We start from the raw sequence: 14,719 nt of genomic DNA, 5'->3' as shown, positions 1-14,719 counted from the left end.
GCGTTGATCCGGAGATGTCCGAATGGGGAAACCCAGCACTGCGAATAGCGGTGTTACCTCCAACTGAATAAATAGGTTGGATGGAGCTAACCAGGGGAAGTGAAACATCTCAGTACCCTGAGGAAGAGAAAACAACGAGTGATTCCCAAAGTAGCGGCGAGCGAAATGGGAGAAGCCCAAACCGTTGCCACGCAAGTGGCTGCGGGGTAGTGGGTCCACGGTAGGACTTTGACTTGCTAGCGGAAGCCTCTGGAAAGGGGCACCAAAGAGCGTGATAGTCGCGTACGCGAAAGCGAGTTGGAGCTGAGTGGGGTACCCAAGTAAGACGGGACACGTGCAATCCTGTCTGAATCCGCCGGGACCATCCGGTAAGGCTAAATACTCCTTGGCGACCGATAGTGAACTAGTACCGCGAGGGAAAGGTGAAAAGAACCCCGGTAAGGGGAGTCCAAAGAACCTGAAACCGCATGTCTACAAGCAGTCCGAGCACTACGGCGCAAGCCAGTGCGAGGGCGTACCTTTTGCATCATGATTCGGCGACTTAATATACGTAGCGAGGCTAAGCCGTTAGGTGGAGCCGGAGCGAAAGCGAGTCCTAAAAGGGCGATTCAGTTGCGTGTATTATAACCCGAAGCGGGGTGATCTACACATGGCCAGGTTGAAGTGCGGGTAACACCGCATGGAGGACCGAACTCATGAAAGTTGAAAATTTCTGGGATGAGCTGTGTGTAGGGGTGAAAGGCCAATCAAACTCCGTGATAGCTGGTTCTCCCCGAAAGATATTTAGGTATCGGCTCGGGCAATTCAATGCCGGAGGTAGAGCACTGGAACGGCTAGGGGTCTCACCAGATTACCAAACCGTACCAAACTCCGAATGCCGGCAATTGTTATCCCGGGACGCAGTCAGTGGGTGATAACGTCCATTGGCAAGAGGGGAATAACCCAGACCGACAGCTAAGGCCCCCAAATCTAGTCTAAGTGAACACTAGAAAGGATGTGGCAGGTCATTGACAACCAGGAGGTTGGCTTAGAAGCAGCCATCCTTTAAAGAAAGCGTAATAGCTCACTGGTCAAGACAGGCCGCGCCGAAAATGTAACGGGGCTCAAGACTAGTGCCGAAGCTTCGGGTCATGCGCAAAACGCATGGCGGTAGGGGAGCGTCCCAGTTGCAGCGAAGGTCGACTGTAAAGGCGGCTGGAGCGACTGGGAGTGCTGATGCCGAAATGAGTAGCGATAAAGGGGGTGAGAAACCCCCTCGCCGTAAACCCAAGGTTTCCTGGGTCAAGTTAATCTTCCCAGGGTTAGCCGGAACCTAAGCCGAGGCCGAAAGGCGTAGGTGATGGAAAGCAGGTTAATATTCCTGCGCCATCTTGTGAGCGTTGAACTAAGGGAGGACGGAGAAAGCTAGGCGAGCTGACCGGTGGTTGTGTCAGTCTAAAGGCGTAGGGGTGTCGCGTACGATTAAAGGCGCGGCAGCTATCCCCGAGACCCCATGGCGCCCCGTAAGGGGTAAGTCGCTGATGCTCTGCTTCCAAGAAAAGTCCCGTAGGGAGCTCATAGGGTGTCCGTACCGCAAACCGACACAGGTGGGTGAGGAGAAAATCCTAAGGCGCTTGAGAGAACTCTCCTCCAAGGAACTAGGCAAATTTCCACCGTAACTTCGGAAGAAGGTGGGCCTCTGGTAGGTGTAGGCGTACAGCCGAAGCCGAGAGAGGTTGCAGAGAAATGGCGGTAGCGACTGTTTACCAAAAACACAGGACTCTGCGAAGGCGACAAGCCGACGTATAGGGTCTGACTCCTGCCCGGTGCTGGAAGGTTAAGGGGATTCGTCAGCCGCAAGGTGAAGCGATGATCCGAAGCCCCAGTAAACGGCGGCCGTAACTATAACGGTCCTAAGGTAGCGAAATTCCTTGTCGGGTAAGTTCCGACCTGCACGAATGGAGTAACGACTTCCGCGCTGTCTCGGAGAGGGACTCAGCGAAATTGAAATAGCTGTGCCGATGCAGTTTACCCGCAGCAAGACGGAAAGACCCCGTGAACCTTTACTATAACTTGACAGTGACACTAGGGATTGACTGTGTAGGATAGGTGGGAGCCTTTGAAGCCGGGCCGCTAGGTTCGGTGGAGGCAACGGTGAAATACCACCCTGTTGATTTCTGGTGTCTAACCATGTCCCGTCATCCGGGATTGGGACACTGTCTGGTGGGTAGTTTGACTGGGGCGGTCGCCTCCCAAAAAGTAACGGAGGCGCGCGATGGTTCCCTCAGCCCGATTGGAAACCGGGCGGCGAGTGCAATGGCATAAGGGAGCTTGACTGCGAGAGAGACATCTCGAGCAGGTGCGAAAGCAGGTCATAGTGATCCGGTGGTCCTGAATGGAAGGGCCATCGCTCAACGGATAAAAGGTACTCCGGGGATAACAGGCTTATCTCCCCCAAGAGTTCACATCGACGGGGAGGTTTGGCACCTCGATGTCGGCTCATCGCATCCTGGGGCTGGAGCAGGTCCCAAGGGTTTGGCTGTTCGCCAATTAAAGCGGTACGCGAGCTGGGTTCAAAACGTCGTGAGACAGTTTGGTCCCTATCTGCTGTGGGCGTAGGATACTTGAGAGGCTCTGACCTTAGTACGAGAGGACCGGGTTGGAGGCACCGCTGGTGTACCAGTTATCTCGCCAGAGGTATCGCTGGGTAGCCATGTGCCGATTGGATAACCGCTGAAAGCATCTAAGCGGGAAACCGACCTCAAGACCAGGTATCCCGGGCGCAAGCCCCTGAAGACCCGTCGAAGACTACGACGTTGATAGGCCGGGTGTGTAAGCGTGGTAACACGTTGAGCTAACCGGTACTAATGGGTCGAGCGGCTTACTTTCCCCGTTCTCTTCCATGCCTCCTTTTGGGGCGTAAGGGACTCGGGGCCAAGGCCGAGGCTCGAGTGCGAAAGCACTCGCCCGGAAGACGCTTCTAAAATAGGCACGGCGAGACTTTCTTCTCGCAGAGAATTGAAACTTACCCTTTGTATGCACTGTCGCTTGTTTTCCGGTGGCTATGTCGGAGGGGTCCCACCCGTTCCCATCCCGAACACGGAAGTTAAGCCCTCCAGAGCCGATGGTACTTCGCGGGAAACCGCGCGGGAGAGTAGGTCGCTGCCGGATTCTTTTTGAGAACCCCCGTTGCCCTCGTGGCAACGGGGGTTTTCTTTTTTGCGCGTCCGCCTTCGTGGCCCTCTGCTGGCCGGGGGCCCGCAGACCTGGCGCGAAGCCCAATCACCTCGGACAAGGCCTACGGGACGCGCAGCACCACCTTGCCCACCGTGCTCCGGCCTTCCAATTGGCGGTGGGCCTCGGCGGCCTCGGCCAGGTCCAGCACCAGCCCCGCGCGCACCCGCAGCCGGCCTTCCGCCAGCTCCGCCCTCAAAGCCTCACGGGCGTGACGCTGCAGCTCCGGTGGGTGGTTCGTGCGCAGCCAATAAGCGCTCACCTTCAGGGATTTCTCATACAGCGCCTCCACGTCCACCGGCGGTGGCGCGCCGCTCGCGCTGCCGTAGCTCACCAGGTGGCCGAAGACCGCCAACGAATCCAGGCTGCTCCTCCAGGTGCTCGCGCCCACGGAGTCGAGCACCAGCTCCACGCCGCGGCCTCCCGTCAGGGCGCGCACCCGCTCCGCGACATCGCTTTCGCCGTACAGGAGGACTTCGTCGGCTCCGAGCTCCCTTGCGAGCCTCGCCTTCGCCTCCGTCGACACCGTTCCAATCACCCGCGCCCCCACGGCCTTCGCGAGCTGCACCGCGAGCAGGCCGACGCCACCAGCGGCGGCGTGGATGAGCACGGCCTGCCCCTCCGACAGGTGGCCCATCGTGTGGATGAGATGCCACGCCGTCAGTCCCTGCACGAGGAGGCCGGCGCCTTCCTCGAAGGACACGCGCTCGGGAAGCACGAGCAACTCCTGCTCCGACACGGTCACCCGCTCCGCGTAGCTTCTCACCGCCAGGGCCACCACGCGCCGGCCCAGCCAGGCCGCGTCCACTCCCGGGCCCACGGACTCCACCACGCCCGCGGCTTCGCTCCCGAGGATTCGCGGCAGGGGCACCTTCGCGTCGTACAACCCCCGCCGGCGCTCGGTGTCCGCGAAGTTCACGCCCGCCGCGTGGACCCGGATGCGCACTTCCCCGGGGGCTGCCACCGGCTCCGGCACTTCCTCGAGACGAAGGAGTTCGGGCCCGCCGACCTGGTGATAGCGAATGGCTTTCATGCGACGTCTCCTGATGACGTCCCGCTGTCTAACGTCCGACGGTGGCGCTCGCCCTGCCCGTGCGGCACGCGGATGACACCTCGCGAGCCCTCTCGGCTCGCGGCCATACCGTCCGCTGAGAGTGTCCCCCTTCCGCTGCGACTGGGTGTTCGCCGTGGAAGTTCGTGTTTCACGCATGCTGAAGCCACTGTGTGGCTGGCCTCGGTGCTCGTGGCTTGATTGAGTGGCGCTCCCCCCGTCACTCAGGAGCCTCTCGCATGAAGCTGCTTCGTCCCTGTCTCGGCGGCCTGCTCGCGGTCGGCCTGTTCTTCACCCCCGTGACTTCCGAGGCCGCTGCCGTCCGGCTCGGCCTCGGAGCCGACTACTGGATTGATGAGAGCGCCGCCTTCAGCTTCACCCTCGGCGTCGAGGGGCGCATCACGGGCCCGCTCTCCGTGGGCGCGCGGTTTGGCGCGGCGCTCATCACGGACGGCAATGACGTCGGCATTCCGCTCGACCTCTACCTGCGCGCCAACATCGCCAGAAGCGTCTACATCGAGGGCATGGCCGGCCCGTGGATTGTCTTCGGCCGCGGCGACGAGTTCCGCGCCCATGCCGCCTTTGGCTTCGGCCTGCAGGGCAAGGCCGCGAGCATCGGCATCGAGGTCGGCTACCTCGACCCCAATCCCGTCATCGGCTTGCGTCTGGGCTACAAGTTCTAGGCCTCAGTAGTGCGGTGGACGCTCCTGCTGCCGGGCGTCCACCAGCCCCGGGTCGCCCGCCAGCTTCTGCTTGAGCACCTCCACCTCCGCCTTCAGCGCGGAGATGACCTTCTGCTGGTCGTACAGCACGTCGCTCAGCTCCTGCAGCAGGTCCTGCTGCTGCATGTAGCGAAGCTCCAGCTCGGCAATGCGCTTCTCGTCCATGGGTGGCTACCCTTAACCCGGAGCGGCCCCTTGCGTCCCGTCCCCGCCGCCCATCTGTCCGTGCCATGAACGTCCAGGAATACCTCCAGCGTTCGCGTGAGCTCCTCGCCCGGGGACAGCCCGAGCTGGCCGAGTCCGCGCTCAGCGATGCCATCGACGCCGCTGTCTCCGCCGAGGACATCGTCCTCCTCACCCGGGCCCGATTCGCCCTCGGCGAGCTGCTCTTCCAGCAGGGGCGCGACGATGAGGCGCTCCCCTACCTGCAGGCCGTCGTCCGCACCGAGCGTGTGGATGGCTCCGTCGACACCGAGGTGAAGTCCTCCGCGCGGATGCTCCGGCAGATTCGCGGCACCGAGCCCCGGTGAGCCGAGGCTCGGGCCCTCCGAGTCACGGGATGCTGCAGGACTGCCGGATGAGGTCCGTCCTTCCCGAGAAGCGACGCTCCAGGTCCATCCTCGTGAGCCGCGCGTCGTTGATGCGCCGCTGCTCGAGCTGCATCGCGCACAGGGCCGCGAGCGCCTTGGGGTCGCTCAGGTCCAGCCTGTCGGCCTGGCGCAGGGACTCCTCGGCTGCCTCCGTGTTCCCCAGCCGGTACAGCGCGAGCCCCAGCTCGAAGTAGCCGATGCCCAGCCTCGGGTCTTCCTCCACCGCCTTGCGGAAGAGCCGCACCGCGTCCGCGTTTCGCCCCTCGCGCGTCCACACGCGGCCCTGCTCCACCAGCAGCCGGCCTCGCGGGAGCCGTCCCTCGAGCCCCTTCAGCACGGACATCGCCTCGTCTCCGTGCTTCGAGGCACTCAACAACCTCACGTAGCGCAGGCCGATGACAGGGTCCTGCGGAGCCTTGCCGTAGGCCCGTCTCAGCGACTCGGCCGCTCCCGCCAGGTCGCCGTCCTGCTCCTGGAAGTCGGCTCGCAGCAGGTCTGGCCGGGCGTCCTTCGGCGCCACCTGTGTCGCCCGCTCCAGCGAGGTGCTCACGCAGCGCTCCATCCGCTCCACATCACAGATGCGCGCCAGCAACAGCTGCGTCTCCAGGGCGCCCGGGTCCCTGCGCTCCGCTTCCTGCGCCAGCTCGTGGGCCTCGGCCGGCGCTCCGTCCAGCAGCAACTCCGCGGCCTCGCGCAGCTCCGCCGGCGTGGCCTTCGGGTGCTGTCGCAGCGGCATCAGGAACCGCACCCGCTCCTCCGCGCTCGTCGCGGCGCGGGCGATGGCCAGCTCCTGCTCGGGCATGTTCCGGGGCAGGAAGAGCGGGATGAGGTGGATGAGCAGGGCGACGCCGCACACCACCAGGATGCTGCGCATCCCCCGGTCCAGCCTGCGCCGGTGCTGTGGCTCTCCGGCGCCTCGCGGGTCGGCCCCTGTCGTCATCGACGGATTGTCCACGCGCCCCTCCTGCTCCCTCTCTGCCAGAGCCTTTCCATGCCTCACCGAAGCGAACTCCGCCATTGCTTCACGGACGGGCCTACACCGCCCGCAGGCGCGGGCGCAGGCCCGAGGGCAGCTCAAGGCCGCAGCTCCAGCACAGCTCGAAGTTCCCAGGGTTCTCCTCCCGGCACTTCGGGCACTCGACGGAGCGCTCCGACGCCTCCTGGTTCTCCCGCAGCTCGGTGAGCAGCCCGCGTGCCTGCTCCAGCTCGTGCGGCCACAGCCACAGCTCGACCCACGTCTCGCCGCTGGGAATCTCCCCACTCAGCGGAGCGAGCGATTCGCCGCGCACCTCTACCGACACTCCCGCGGCCTCCAGCGCACCCGCCAGCAGCCGCGCTTCTCCCACCGTGCGATGCACGGAGAACTGCACGCGCTTCATCCCCCTCTCTTCACAGAACACCGCGCCCCCGGCAACCCTACCTGGACCTACGTCCAGGCTCGTCCGCCGAGCAGCCTCACGGCTGGGCCAGGGGCCTCGCTACTCCTCCTCGCGCAGCTCATGCGGCCAGACGACGTGTGCGTGCCTGGGCGCCCGCGTGTGGAGCTCCGCCGTCAGCAGCGCGTCCATCTCCGCGAGCAGCGGGTCGTAGACGGGGCCCGCTCCGCGCGCGGGGAGCCGCTCCGTTGCCAGGCGCACGCGGGGGGCCTCCTCGTCCTCGAATGCGAGCGTCACGGCCAACCCATCCGGCCCGCCTCCCTGCGGCACCATGACCGCGGGGACGGGCTCTCTTCCGGCCGCCTCGAGCAGCGGGCCCAGCGTCCGGGCCTCGTCCGCGGTCAGGGCGCGCTCGGTCACCACCTCGCCCTGCTCCAGCACCTTCAGCAGCTTCAGCCCTTCCAGCCGCAGCGCCTGGGCGCCCGTGTTGGTCCGGCCGCTGCGTTCATAGGTCACCATCCTCACGCGTCCATCACCTCCTCGGGCACGAGGTAGGCACCCCGGCTCGCGGCGGCATCCGGGCCCACCTCCGTCACGTCGCGAGCGCACCCTCCGGGCGTGCGTTTCCCGACAAGCGCGCGGGCCCTCCGGCCGAGTGTGCCTCCCGCGCGCGCTCCCTAGTTTGCGGCCCTCCCCTGGCACTCTCGCCAGGGGCTCCCGAGGTAGGTCCATGAGCAAGGACAGCGGCAAGACCCCCAACGATCAGCGTTCCGACACCAAGAACCCCAACAACCCCGCGCAGAAGGCGTCGCAGGACAACCGCTCCAACCAGATGAACCCGAACAACCCCCGCCACTCGGGCAACACGTCCGACGGCGGCGGCAGTGGCGGCAGCGGCGGTGGCTCCGGCTCCACGACGCCGGGCCAGGGCAACAACTGGGGCGGCAACAAGAAGAGCTGAAGTCCGCTTCGTCTCTCCGCAGGAACCCCAGGACCGGGGAGGTCGGCCCCAGGTCCTGGCGCCTGGCGCGGTGAGGCTCGCGGCGCTCCCTGCCGCGCTCACCGCGCCAGCGTGTTTTCTCCCGCCCCCGTCAGTGGCGGCTCAGCGGGTCCGGGGACTGCACTCGCCCTCGCCGCGGAAGTGGCCCACCGTCCGCACCAGCGCCGTCACGAAGTCGCGCAGGTTGCGCACGCTGCCCACGCCGCCGGTGCCGTACTGGCCCGACGGCAGCTCGGTCAGGTCCACCGCCGCCAGCTCCTCCAGCGTGATGTCCCCGTCCGCGCCGACGATGCCCAGCTTGTCCGCGTCGGCCAGCGCCTGGAAGCGCATCTTCGCGGCCGCCGACTGCAGGTCGTCGAAGAAGAGGTGGTCACCGTGCATGGTGAGGTCCACCGTCTCCTCGCCTCCGTCCGGCACGGTGACGCCCTCGCCGATGTCCGGGTTCTCACAGCGCTCGTACAGGGTGTTCGTGGCGAAGCCCCAGGCGAAGCGCTTCGTCGCCGTGCCCTTCGTCGCCGTGCCCTGGACGAAGACGGAGTAGCCGTCCGTCTTCATCATCGCCACGTCCTGCGCGTCCGCGTTGCCCGCCACGGCGTCCGGCCAGGGCGCAATCGCATAGCTGACGTGGTCCCAGTCCTTCGCCGCCAGGTCGGTGAAGGTCTCCACCACCACCGGTCCGGGCTTGTGCAGGTCGAACACCTTCGGCTGGCCCTGCTGCGCGCCCGTCTCATCGTCCGTGGCCACCTTCAGCTCGCCGACCATCACCAGGAACTTGTCGTACTTCACCGTCCAGCCGTCCACGAAGCCGTCCTCGCCTCCCATGGCCGCGGGGATTTCCTTCTCGATGTAGTCCTCGCCGTAGGTGGTGAACGTGACGGTGCCCTTGCCCTCACCACATGCGGCCAGCCCGAGAAACGACAGCCCCAGCATCCAGTTCTTCATTGCGCGGCTCCTTCTTCCCACGTCACGACGTAGGTGGTGGTGTCCTCCACGCCGCGCACCAGCGCGTTCTGCGCCTGGCTGCCAGCGGGGAAGGTGTAGACGCCATCCGCGTCCGGGTCGGTTGCGGTGGCGAAGTCGATGCGGCCCAGCCACGTCCCCAGGGCCACGGCGATGCGCACCCGCCCTGCCTCCATGCCCAGGGACTTCTCGAAGCGCACCCCGGCCACGGGCACCGGCAGGTCCGCCACCGCGTCGAAGCGCACCGCGCCTCCGTCCGCGTTGCGCGCCGTGCCCCGCACCCGCACCGCGTGGCCGCCCAGCACCCCTGTCGCATCCGTCGACGTCGTGGGCGCCGCGAGCGTCAGCTCCAGGGAGCCGTACTCACCCGTCACCGCGCTCGCGTCCCCGAGCGGCGCGCCTGTCAGCAGGTCCACCGTGGTGGTGGTGAGTACCTCGCCCAGCGCGTCTCCCGCCACGTAGTGGCCGGGGTGCGCCTGCGCCGTGCCTCCGATGAGTGAGTACCAGTCGAAGCGCGGCGCGCGCCGGGACAGCAGCACGCGGCCATTGAAGAAGCGCACCGGGCCGACGGACGCGTGTGCGGACTCCAGCGTCACCGTCCAGCCCTTCTCGTTGGCGCCGCTGGGAAGCGTTCCCTTCACCTCGACGGGGAACGCGCGGCGCTCCGCTTCGCTGCCACAGCCGCTCAGGGCCAGGGCGAGCGCGCCCATCAGCACGTGTCTGCGAATCACAGGTGGACCTCCAGGGTGAGCGAGGCCATCCGAGGCGACCCCGCGGTGAAATGTCTCGCCGGCACGAGGCTCGGCACGGACTCCGCGTCGAAGCGGGAGCTGTAGACGAACTCACCGTCGCGCCAGCGCGAGTCGAGTGCGTTCTTCACTTCCAGCCGAAGGCCGAGCTCGCCGCGCCTCACCGCCGTGTACGCGTCCGCGAGGAACACCGTGCGGCTGCGCTCGTCGAAGGGCAGCGGACGCGGGCCGAGGAACGTGAGCCCCGTGCCCACCGAGAAGGTCGCGCCCGTGCCGCCCAGCCAGGCCCACGTCACCGGGCGCTCCCAGCCCACGTCCGCGCGCGCCACCAGCGGCGCGAAGTAGGGGAGCAGCGTGTCCGTCGCCGTGACGTACGCATGCGCCACCGTGGCGCTCAGCGCCGTGACGAGCCCTCGCACCGGCCGCGCCTGCACCGCCGCGGAGACGCCCGAGCGCAGCGTCTCGCCCGTGTACACGGTGCTGCCCACCGCGTGGTCGAAGAAGAAGTCGTTGGCCACCTGCGAGCCGAAGAGGCTGACCTGCGCGGCCCAGCGCTCGCCGTCGCGGCGCGCGCCCAGCTCCGCGCCCTTCACGGACACGAAGGGCGTGCGCTCGCCTTCCGCCAGGCTCCGCGCCTGCGGGGAGCGGAAGCCGTCACCGTAGCTGGCGAACAGGCGCCAGGTGTCCGCGGCGTCTCCGAGCGCGTACTCCACGCCCGCCTTCGCGCCCAGGTGCATGCCGAAGGCGCTGCGTGCGTAGCCACGCCCGTCGTAGTAACGCGGGTCGCTGAAGGCGAGCGCGTCGAAGACCTCCACGCCCAGCGCGTCCGCGCGCCCACCCAGGCGCAGCGCCCAGCGGCCCAGCGCCATGCGCGCCTCCGCCCAGCCCCACACGTCCGTCTGGGTGATGCGCGCGTCCACCTCGTCCGAGAAGAAGGTGCCGTCCGACTCACGGTAACGCCGTTGCGTCTGCTCCACGCCGTCGCGCCGGGCGCCGAGGCCCAGCTCGAGCGCGACGGGGCGGCCGAACGCCGTCACGCTCCGGCGGTGCTCGGCACGCGCGCCCAGGGTGGTGCCATCGTTCGTCTGCTCCAGTCCGTCTCCGCGCTCGTCCACGCGGTAGCCGGTGAAGTTGTTGCGCAGCCGCAGGTCCGACAGGATGCCGAAGACCTCCAGCTTCGTGCGCCCCTTGCCCGTCCGGGGCAGCTCGAAGCCCAGGAGGAGCTGATGCCGCGTCACGGTGCCGCCCTGCCTCGCGGTGGAGGGCGAGAAGAACGTGCGGCGGCCCGCGAGCAGGTCGTCCTCGCGCACCACGCCCGGCGAGTCGAACCGCGTGACGTAGCTGCCGCCGAGCGCCCTCACCGTGAGCCCGTCGCCCAGCTTCGTCGTGGCCTGCGCGAGCAGGGAAGCCCGCCCGTAGCCGCGCTGCGCGCCGTAGCCGTCGCCCTCGCCCAGCTCCACCGCAGCGAAGGTGCCCTCGTCGTCTCCCGGGCGCACGGTGACGACGAGCCGCCGCTGGCCGTACTGCCCCAGCGTGCCCGCGAGGTGGACGCCGGGCTCCTCGACGCCCAGGTCCATGCGCACCGTGCCGGCGACGGCGAAGTCTCCCTGCGACGCGCGGTACGAGCCCTCCGTGACTTCGAGCTCGCGGACGACCTCCGGGATGACGAAGTTGGTGTCCGCGTAGCCGAGCGCGTGGATATGGCTCACCTCGTTCACCGGCAGGCCGCCCACGTCCAACTCCACGTCCTGGCCGTGCAGCGCATCGAAGCCGCGCAGGAAGAGCTGGTGCGCCTTGCCCTCGCCGCTGTGCTGCGAGGCCACGAGGCCCGGCACCGCGCGGAGCAGGTCCACGGCGCTCGTCCTCGGGGCCGCGTCCAGGATGTCCCGGCCGAGCGTCACCTCGGCCGCGCTCTGCGTGGGACGGGTGCCTCGCACCACCGTGGACGGGGCCTCCGGGGACTTCTCGGTGGAGTCCTGGGACGGAGGCCCGGACTTCGCGGCGGTATCCCGGGAGGCAGGCTCGTCGGCCGCGGAGGGCTCCGCGACGCCGGCCTGCTCGGACGTGTGAGGCTCCTCGCCCTGGCCCTGTGCTGGCACGGCCGCGTCGACACCCGGAGCCGCAGTCCCGGGGTTGCTGCCCGGCAGCTCAGCGCCTGGGGGACCGGCGTTGCCGCGGGTCTCCGCGCCGGCAGCCCGCTCGGAAGGCTCCGTTGGCTGGCGGTCGCCGGAGGCCTCGACGCCCGTCGCGCCGGGCGCGGAGGTGGCTGGGGCGCTCGTCCCCGTGCCGGGCCCGGGAGTGGCCTGGCTTCCCATGTCTGCCTTCACGGCTGTGGACGCCACGGCCGGAGGCGGGGCGTCGGACGCACGTCCTCCCTCCGGGGCAACGGCTGGTGACACGGCGAGGACACACGCCGACAACGCGGTAACGAAGAGCACGGGCACGCAATGACAGACAGCGGCGCAAAGACACGTCCCGGGGACTCACGCACCCGTGGACACACCACGGCGCACGCGTCTCCCCGGTGGACGGCTCCACCGGCAGGACGGATACACGGAACGGACGAAGGCACAGGCCCGCAGGCGCCGCTTCGACCGCGCGACACCTACGCACCGGGATGCACTTTGGATGTCCGTCCCCGCGACTACGGGCCCTGCGGCATCGCCGTCAGGCGAGGCGCCGAGCCGGGTGCACGTGACGGCCCTCGCAGGACCTGTGCGAACCACGACACCGCCCGGACTCGCGGCGCTTCCACCACCGTCCAGGAGGCCGCCAGCGCGTGCAGGTGCTCCACCGAGCCCGTCGCATGCTGGTGCCCGCCCGGCCCATGGCCCTTGCCCGGTGCCGCGTCATCCGGCACATCCCGCTTCGGGCCGTGCGAGTGCGCCCGCTCACCCGCGCCATGCGTGTGGGCGGGCGGGACGTGTCCACCCCCACCACCGTGCCCCACCACCGCGTGCACCACCGGCGCGACGGCGAGCCCGTACACCAGGACCATCAGGCCCAGGCACGCCAGGTCTCGTCGGTCGTCACGGTTCAGCACGGGGGCTCGACCCGGGAGGAAAGGGGTGGGGCGGTCGCCTCCTAGCCGTCTTCCCCAGGACACGCAAGGCTGCCTCCCTCGCGCGTTGACCCGTCTTCAACACCCGGAAGCCCTCGCGAGCCATACGCGTTGTATCACTCTTGACGCGTCGCATTGAATTCCACTGCCGTGTCGGTGCCGTGGCATTAAACTCTCTCCGTGCGTTCCGAATCCGCCGCGCTCCGCCAGCCGTCATCCGAGGCTGAAGTCCCACCGCCTCCTCCCCGCGCGGACCGCCTGCGCGCGCTGGCCACGCAGGAGTTCGACCTCCTCATCATCGGCGGAGGCGTCACCGGCTCCGGCTCGGCTCGCGACGCCGCGCTGCGCGGACTCAAGGTCGCCCTCGTCGAGCGCGAGGACTTCGCGAGCGGCACGTCCAGCCGCTCGTCGCGCCTCATCCACGGCGGCCTCCGCTACCTGGAGCACGGCCACCTCGGGCTCGTCTTCGAGTCCAGCATCGAGCGCCGGCGGCTGCTCCAGCTGGCTCCGCACCTGGTGCGGCCCCTGGCCTTCATCTGGCCCGTCTACGAGGGCGCGCGTGTGCCCCGGTGGAAGCTCAACGCGGGCCTCATGCTCTATGACGCCCTGTCGCTCTTCCGGAACGTGAAGGGCTACCAGCGACTCAGCCTGCGCCAGGTGCAGGAGATGGAGCCGGGCCTGCGCGCGGACGGGCTCAAGGGCGGTGCGCGCTATTACGACGCCGCCACCGACGACGCGCGCCTCACCCTGGCCAACGCCGTGGGCGCGTCCGAGGCCGGCGCCACCGTGCTCAACCATGCCGCCGTGCGCAGCCTCGTGCTGCACGAGGGGCAGGCCCGCGGCGCCGTGGTGGTGGACCACCTCACCGGTCAGGAAGTCACCGTGCGCGCCCGCGCCATCGTCAATGCCACCGGACCGTGGAGCGATGAAATCCGCAAGCTCGACGCTCCGGACCACATGAGCTCCGCGGTGCGTGGCAGCAAGGGCGTCCACATCGCCGTGCCGCGCGAGCGCCTGGGCCACCGCGATGCGCTCACGCTGCTGTCCCCCAAGGACGGGCGCGTCATGTTCGTGCTGCCCGCCGAGGGCTTCACCATCATCGGCACCACGGAGACGTCCACGCGCGCCCACCCCGCGGAGGTGCGCGCCAGCGAGGCCGACGTGGCCTACCTCCTGGAGTCCGCCAACGCCTTCTTCCCCGCCGCCCACCTCACCCGCGAGGACGTCGTCAGTGCCTGGGCCGGCATCCGGCCCCTCGTCGCCAGCGGCTATCACCGCGCCCCGACGGACGCGGGCAGCGCGAGCCGCGAGCACGCCATCGACGTGAGCACCTCGGGCGTGCTGGCCATCAGCGGCGGCAAGCTCACCACGTACCGGGTCATGGCCCGCGACGTGGTGGACGCCGTGGAGCGCCACCTGGGACAGGCCCGCCGCAAGTCGCCCACCGAGACGCTGCCCCTGCCCGGCGGAGACATCCCCAGCATGGACGCGGAGTTCGCCGCCGCTCGCGCGGAGGTCGGTGACGACGCCACCGCCGTGCACCTGGTGCGCGCCTACGGCAGCCGCTGGCGCCGCGTGTGGGCCCTCACCCGCGAGGAGCCCGCGCTGGCCCGGCCGCTCGCCCAGGGCCTGCCCTACCGCGCCGCCGAGGCCGCGTGGGGCGTCACCCACGAGCTCGCGCACACCTTGTCCGACCTGCTCGTCCGCCGCCTCAAGGTGGCCTTCGAGACGCGTGATCTGGGCCGCGCCGCCGCCCGCGTGGCCGCCGAGGTGATGGCGCCGCGCCTGGGCTGGGATGCCGCCGAGACGCAGCGCCAGCTCGCCACGTACGACGCTGACGCGCTGCGCATCTTCGGTGTGGACAGCGCGGACGCCTGAAATCCCCTGTTTCGGCGGTCCACAACGTCCGCCGCTCCACGCACGAGCGGTGGCGGACGTCAAAAGCTCGTTGTCCGGCGGACAGCCGCCCGAGCGGCCGGCCGGCATGCGTGCTTAAC

13 protein-coding genes and 2 rRNA genes (1 of these 15 running past the window's edge) are annotated in these 14,719 nt (G+C 68.2%); 6 read left to right on the top strand and 9 right to left on the bottom strand.

Features of this window, described 5'->3' with window-relative positions:
• Positions 1-2,868: ribosomal RNA gene (locus ACX9TP_RS47895) — 23S ribosomal RNA — on the top strand (it extends 96 nt beyond the left edge of the window).
• A gap of 165 nt (positions 2,869-3,033) precedes the next feature.
• Positions 3,034-3,150 (top strand): 5S ribosomal RNA (gene rrf, locus ACX9TP_RS47890).
• A gap of 127 nt (positions 3,151-3,277) precedes the next feature.
• Here the strand turns inward: rrf and ACX9TP_RS47885 are convergent.
• Positions 3,278-4,246, bottom strand: coding sequence for a quinone oxidoreductase family protein (locus tag ACX9TP_RS47885; protein WP_482977436.1), 969 nt, complete (start codon positions 4,244-4,246; stop codon positions 3,278-3,280).
• 257 nt (positions 4,247-4,503) lie between these two features.
• Here ACX9TP_RS47885 and ACX9TP_RS47880 point away from each other — a divergent pair, with 257 nt between their 5' ends.
• On the top strand, positions 4,504-4,947 hold the full coding sequence (locus tag ACX9TP_RS47880) for a hypothetical protein (RefSeq protein WP_482977435.1): 444 nt from the start codon (positions 4,504-4,506) through the stop codon (positions 4,945-4,947).
• A 3-nt stretch (positions 4,948-4,950) separates the two neighbouring features.
• On the opposite strand, the gene ACX9TP_RS47875 is transcribed toward ACX9TP_RS47880, so the two are convergent.
• Positions 4,951-5,151 (bottom strand): SlyX family protein, encoded by a 201-nt coding sequence (locus tag ACX9TP_RS47875; RefSeq protein WP_267858113.1) that lies wholly within the window; start codon positions 5,149-5,151, stop codon positions 4,951-4,953.
• 65 nt (positions 5,152-5,216) lie between these two features.
• On the opposite strand from ACX9TP_RS47875, the gene ACX9TP_RS47870 reads away from it, so the two are divergent.
• Positions 5,217-5,516, top strand: coding sequence for a tetratricopeptide repeat protein (locus ACX9TP_RS47870; protein WP_482977434.1), 300 nt, complete (start codon positions 5,217-5,219; stop codon positions 5,514-5,516).
• Between the two features lie 22 nt (positions 5,517-5,538).
• Here the strand turns inward: ACX9TP_RS47870 and ACX9TP_RS47865 are convergent, their stop codons facing one another.
• The 3 genes from ACX9TP_RS47865 to ACX9TP_RS47855 all read right to left on the bottom strand — a co-directional run bounded on the left by ACX9TP_RS47865 (position 5,539) and on the right by ACX9TP_RS47855 (position 7,477).
• Positions 5,539-6,450, bottom strand: a complete 912-nt coding sequence (locus ACX9TP_RS47865) for a tetratricopeptide repeat protein (protein WP_482982336.1) — start codon at positions 6,448-6,450, stop codon at positions 5,539-5,541.
• Between the two features lie 160 nt (positions 6,451-6,610).
• Positions 6,611-6,955 carry a putative signal transducing protein gene (locus tag ACX9TP_RS47860; RefSeq protein WP_482977433.1) on the bottom strand — a complete coding sequence of 115 codons (345 nt, stop codon included), beginning with the start codon at positions 6,953-6,955 and terminating at the stop codon, positions 6,611-6,613.
• A 99-nt stretch (positions 6,956-7,054) separates the two neighbouring features.
• Complete coding sequence (locus ACX9TP_RS47855) at positions 7,055-7,477, bottom strand: hypothetical protein (protein ID WP_482977432.1); 423 nt, start codon at positions 7,475-7,477, stop codon at positions 7,055-7,057.
• Between the two features lie 205 nt (positions 7,478-7,682).
• On the opposite strand from ACX9TP_RS47855, the gene ACX9TP_RS47850 reads away from it, so the two are divergent.
• Positions 7,683-7,913 (top strand): hypothetical protein, encoded by a 231-nt coding sequence (locus tag ACX9TP_RS47850; RefSeq protein ID WP_482977431.1) that lies wholly within the window; start codon positions 7,683-7,685, stop codon positions 7,911-7,913.
• 141 nt (positions 7,914-8,054) lie between these two features.
• On the opposite strand, the gene ACX9TP_RS47845 is transcribed toward ACX9TP_RS47850, so the two are convergent.
• The 4 genes from ACX9TP_RS47845 to ACX9TP_RS47830 form a co-directional block, all read right to left on the bottom strand.
• Positions 8,055-8,894: a hypothetical protein gene (locus ACX9TP_RS47845; protein WP_482977430.1), complete on the bottom strand. Its 840-nt coding sequence runs from the start codon at positions 8,892-8,894 to the stop codon at positions 8,055-8,057.
• A complete protein-coding gene (locus ACX9TP_RS47840; RefSeq protein WP_482977429.1) occupies positions 8,891-9,643 on the bottom strand; it encodes a hypothetical protein in 753 nt (250 codons plus the stop codon). The genes ACX9TP_RS47845 and ACX9TP_RS47840 overlap by 4 nt, the downstream gene beginning before the upstream one ends.
• Entirely contained in the window at positions 9,640-11,976 is a 2,337-nt protein-coding gene (locus ACX9TP_RS47835) for a TonB-dependent receptor (RefSeq protein WP_482977428.1), read from the bottom strand. Before ACX9TP_RS47835 ends, ACX9TP_RS47840 begins: the two co-directional genes overlap by 4 nt.
• 329 nt (positions 11,977-12,305) lie before the next feature.
• Positions 12,306-12,704, bottom strand: a complete 399-nt coding sequence (locus ACX9TP_RS47830; protein WP_482977427.1) for a hypothetical protein — start codon at positions 12,702-12,704, stop codon at positions 12,306-12,308.
• 198 nt (positions 12,705-12,902) lie between these two features.
• Between ACX9TP_RS47830 and glpD the strand changes: the two genes are divergently transcribed.
• Positions 12,903-14,600, top strand: coding sequence for a glycerol-3-phosphate dehydrogenase (gene glpD, locus ACX9TP_RS47825; RefSeq protein WP_482977426.1), 1,698 nt, complete (start codon positions 12,903-12,905; stop codon positions 14,598-14,600).
• Positions 14,601-14,719 lie beyond the last annotated feature (119 nt).

Source organism: Pyxidicoccus sp. M15 (assembly GCF_056858435.1).
Note: the sequence above shows the minus strand (reverse complement) of the source record. Positions and strands in the feature narration are given on the sequence as shown.